Source organism: Hyphomonas sp. (assembly GCF_037969335.1).
In the GTDB taxonomy this organism is placed as follows: Bacteria; Pseudomonadota; Alphaproteobacteria; order Caulobacterales; family Hyphomonadaceae; genus Hyphomonas.
The window spans coordinates 1-3,761 of sequence record NZ_JBBKXE010000174.1 but is presented as its reverse complement, the minus strand read 5'-3'; the positions used below and the strand labels follow the sequence as shown (position 1 = coordinate 3,761).

The 3,761-nt window shown below is 63.2% G+C and carries 5 protein-coding genes; 2 read left to right on the top strand and 3 right to left on the bottom strand.

All coding sequences use genetic code 11. The features are described 5' to 3' along the window. Nucleotides 1-358 (bottom strand): hypothetical protein (locus AADA04_RS13020; protein ID WP_340693703.1); only part of this gene is annotated, 358 nt, incomplete at its 3' end. A 55-nt stretch (nt 359-413) separates the two neighbouring features. Continuing rightward, a complete protein-coding gene (locus tag AADA04_RS13015) occupies nt 414-1,109 on the bottom strand; it encodes a helix-turn-helix domain-containing protein (RefSeq protein ID WP_340693702.1) in 696 nt (231 codons plus the stop codon). Between the two features lie 170 nt (nt 1,110-1,279). On the opposite strand from AADA04_RS13015, the gene AADA04_RS13010 reads away from it, so the two are divergent. Next, nucleotides 1,280-1,639 (top strand): group 1 truncated hemoglobin, encoded by a 360-nt coding sequence (locus AADA04_RS13010; RefSeq protein ID WP_340693701.1) that lies wholly within the window; start codon nt 1,280-1,282, stop codon nt 1,637-1,639. 111 nt (nt 1,640-1,750) lie between these two features. After that, nucleotides 1,751-2,290, top strand: a complete 540-nt coding sequence (locus AADA04_RS13005) for an NADPH-dependent FMN reductase (protein ID WP_340693700.1) — start codon at nt 1,751-1,753, stop codon at nt 2,288-2,290. Here the strand turns inward: AADA04_RS13005 and AADA04_RS13000 are convergent. Next, a partial coding sequence (locus AADA04_RS13000) for a DUF389 domain-containing protein (RefSeq protein ID WP_340693699.1) occupies nt 2,285-3,761 on the bottom strand: 1,477 nt, incomplete at its 5' end. The two genes, AADA04_RS13005 and AADA04_RS13000, sit on opposite strands and share 6 nt — an antisense overlap.

The window sequence follows — 3,761 nt, the reverse complement described above, 5'->3', positions numbered from 1 at the left end:
GGATGGGGCCGATCCGGACCAGCCCTGCGCTTGCGCTTGGGCCTGCTGCGGGGCAATCGCAATGCGATTGCTGATCCCTTCGCAGCCCCGGCGTTCGCCGGGGACACGGAGTTGGGATGTCGGTCATCGCCTGCCTAAGCTGGTCGGACACGGGTGCCCGGAAACTGCCCGGATGCGGGCCGGTGAGGTCATCCGAGAGCTGGACGACCACAACGCGCCCGTTCCACGCGACGCCCCAGAGCATTTCAGAGCCCGGACCGCCGCATGCCTTCAGGCGCTGGATGCGCCAGAAGATCAGCGGCCAGATCGGCAGCAGGTACCAGGGCAGGCCCGGCATGGGGGTGAGGAGGGCGTACATCGCGGCACATTATACGCGAGGGATGGGAGGGGGTGGATAAGGCGCGCTGTTTCCGTCAGCCCGCCCGCTTGGGTTCGTCGGCAAAATGGCTGAGACCCAGCCATTGCTGCATGTGGGAGGAGATCGCCTGGTCGCCGTCCAGGTAGACCTTGTCCTCGGCGACAGCTTTCCCCACCGTCGACAGGCCGAGCCAGATGGCGGTCATGGATCGAAGGTCTGACGTAACGAACAGGTCGACCTCGAAGCCGGGGTCAATGTAGCAAAGATCGACGCTGCCTGTCGGTTCGACGATCAGCCACCAATTCTTCTGCGAGTCAGGCAGGTCGCTATAGATGAAGTTGATGACGCTGCGGGTGTCGGGCAGGGGCGAGGTGTTCAGGTTTCGCCGCATGTCCCACATCAGCAAGGCCGGATCGAGATTGTCGAGGCTGAGATCGGCCTCGATCCAGCGCTGGCCCCAAATGCCGACTGCCTCGATCACCGCCGCCAGGTCGCGGCCGGATTCTGTCAGGTGATATTCGTTCAAGCCTGGCCCTGCTGAATCGGGCAGCATACGGAGGATTCCAGCAGCTTCGAGCTCCTTCAGCCGTGCAGACAGAAGCGTTGGCGACATGCGCGGCACGCCGCGCCGCAAGTCGTTGAACCGTGTCGATCCCGCGATGAGTTCGCGCAGTACGAGCAGTGTCCATCGTTTCGAGAGGATTTCCGCCGCCATCGCGACAGGGCAAAATTGCCTGTAACTGCTGGTCATGACCGGGGTCTCCTCAAGTGGCGGGCGCGGCGCCGACCTTAGCGCCGGAAAGCCTGCCCGACTGGTACAGAAACTGGACTGGACGAAAACCGGGATCGGCCGTCAGTCTGGTTCAAGCCGGGGCGATACGTGAATAGCTCCCAAAAACCCCACCAATGAAAGGACTTATCATGACAGACACGCTTTTCTCCCGCCTTGGCGGCACCGAAGGTGTCACACGGATTGCCTCGAATCTCGTCGACAACCATCTGGCAAATCCGCTGATCTCTGCGCGCTTCGCGGGCAGCGATGTGCCGCGAATGAAGCAGATGGCAGCTGATTTCTTCTCGCTCGGTTCAGGCGGGCCGCAAGTCTATACTGGCAGGGATATGTTGAGCGTGCACAAGCATATGAACATATCCGATAATGAATACATGGCGTCGATTGATGACCTGATGAAGGCATTGACTGACTGCGGTGTGGGCGACCGGGAAAAATCAGACGTGCTGTACATATTCTACCAGTTGCGACCGGATGTGGTTGGCGTCTAGCAGCCCGACGAAAGCGGGCAAGCTCGCTCCGGGTCCGGGGACAAACCTCTGGGAGACACAGGAAAAGAAGACATGTTAGATGGTGTCATCGTTTTGGATGGAGCCAGATGCATGACCCATATCCTAGCTGTTTCCGGCAGCCTGCGGAAAGCGTCGTTCAATACCGGGCTGATGCGGGCCGCCGAGCAGGTGGCGCCTGATGGGGTGAGCATGACCGGCATGACGCTGCATGGCATTCCGCTTTACGATGGGGATGAGGAAGCGGCGCATGGCCTGCCGGAGGCTGTGATCGCGTTCAAGGACGCGATCGCGAAAGCGGACGGCCTGCTGCTGGTCACGCCGGAATACAATAATGGCATCCCGGGCGTATTCAAGAACGGGGTCGACTGGGCATCGCGCGAGACCAATGCGTTTCGCGGCAAGCCCGTTGCGATCATCGGCGCGTCGCCGGGCGGGTTTGGCACCATCCTGGGCCAGAACCACTGGCTGCCGGTTGTCCGCACACTGGGCATGCGGCCCTGGTTCGACGGGCGGCTCATGGTATCGCGCGCGGGCGAACAGTTCGATAACGACGGCAACCTGACCGACGAGTCGACGCGGGAGAGGCTTCGCGAACTCCTCGCCGGATTTGCCGCGTTCGTCGCCCTATGAGCCCGGACGGATGAGGACGGTCTGGAAGCGCTGGTAGCCGAGCTGTTTCTCGTCGGCAGTCTGGCGATAGGCGCGGTATTCGCCGACGGCCGAGGCGGTGAAGCCGGCCTGGGTGAGGCGGTCGGCCACGGTGACGGCGCGCTGGTAGGCCAGGTTGCGATTGTCGAAGCGCTGCAGTGCACCCGCCGTTGAGGCATAGCCGACAACTTCAACCGATTTCGATGACCAGCGTTCGAGCGCCCAGATACTGTCGCCGAGGACAGACTCGCCGGCTGGCGAGATCGCGTTCTTGCCATTGTCGAATGCGATCAGCGGCAGTTCGGCGACCGGCGGGACGATGTGGATCGTCCAGGCCGGGAAGTTGGTTTTCAGGCCTTCCTCCATGGTGCGATAGGCCGAGATCGACAGGCCGTCATGCGGTGCGGCGAGCAGCGTGGCGGTTTTGTGTTCGGCGTCGATGTCGGCTGCGGCCAGCTTGAACGGGACGGCAGCGCGCAGTTCTGTCTCGGATTGGCGGAGCATTCCGAGGCTCTCGATCCGGGAGATCTCGGCGCGGAGCGGCGCGGCGATGGAGGAGTCCGCCATGCGCAGGTAGGCCTCGGCCTCGAGCGTCTTGTCCTCGTCGATCAGCACCTGCCCGAGATTGACCGTGACCGGACGGCCAAGGCGTCCGGTGAGGTCGGTGATGAGGCGCGCTTCGGCATCCGGCACGCGGGTGTGGGTGAGAATGGTGGCGTCGACGCGGATATCCGCGCCCTTCGGAAAGGTCACCGACACGTCCGAGACGCGGGAGTCGAGGTCGGAAAAGGGCGTGAGCAGGGCTGACTTGACCGTGTTGATGGCAGTCGTCTCATAGGCGATGTCGCGCAGGGCGACCCCGAGCGGGACCGAGAGCGCAGCGAACACGGTGAAGATCAGCGCGCCCTGCCAGAGCGTGCTGCGCTTGCCGTGATTGGCGCCGAAACTGTAGAGGCGCGACAGGATGGTGACCGAAAGGGCAATCGCGAGCAGGTTGGTCATGAACAGGAAGAAGGAGCCGCCGGCGACGGGCATAGAGCCGATCGCGAGGCCGTAGCCGGTGACCGCGAGGGGCGGCATCAGGGCGGTGGCGATGGCGACGCCGACAATGGTTTCGCCCTTGCGCTGGATGACGGCATAGCCGCCGGCCAGGCCGGAGAAGATGGCGACGAGCAGGTCGAAGAAGTTCGGCCGTGTGCGGGCGATGATTTCGGGCGTGATCTCGGTCAGGGGCGAGAGCTTGACGATCAGGAACGAGATCGTGATCGAGGCGACGACGCCGCAGGCCATCGAGAACATGGCGCGGCGCATGGCCGGAAGATCCAGGATGCTGAGCGAGAAGCCCATCAGCATGATCGGCCCCATCAGCGGGGAGATCAGCATGGCTCCGATGATGACGGCAGGCGAAGAGAGCAGGAGGCCGAGTGTCGCGATGGCGCAGGACATGACCGCC

Coding starts and splice junctions, on each gene's coding strand:
- AADA04_RS13015 (WP_340693702.1), bottom strand. CDS start 1,109: ATGACCAGCAGTTACAGGCAATTTTGCCCTGTCGCGATGGCGGCGGAA.
- AADA04_RS13010 (WP_340693701.1), top strand. CDS start 1,280: ATGACAGACACGCTTTTCTCCCGCCTTGGCGGCACCGAAGGTGTCACA.
- AADA04_RS13005 (WP_340693700.1), top strand. CDS start 1,751: ATGACCCATATCCTAGCTGTTTCCGGCAGCCTGCGGAAAGCGTCGTTC.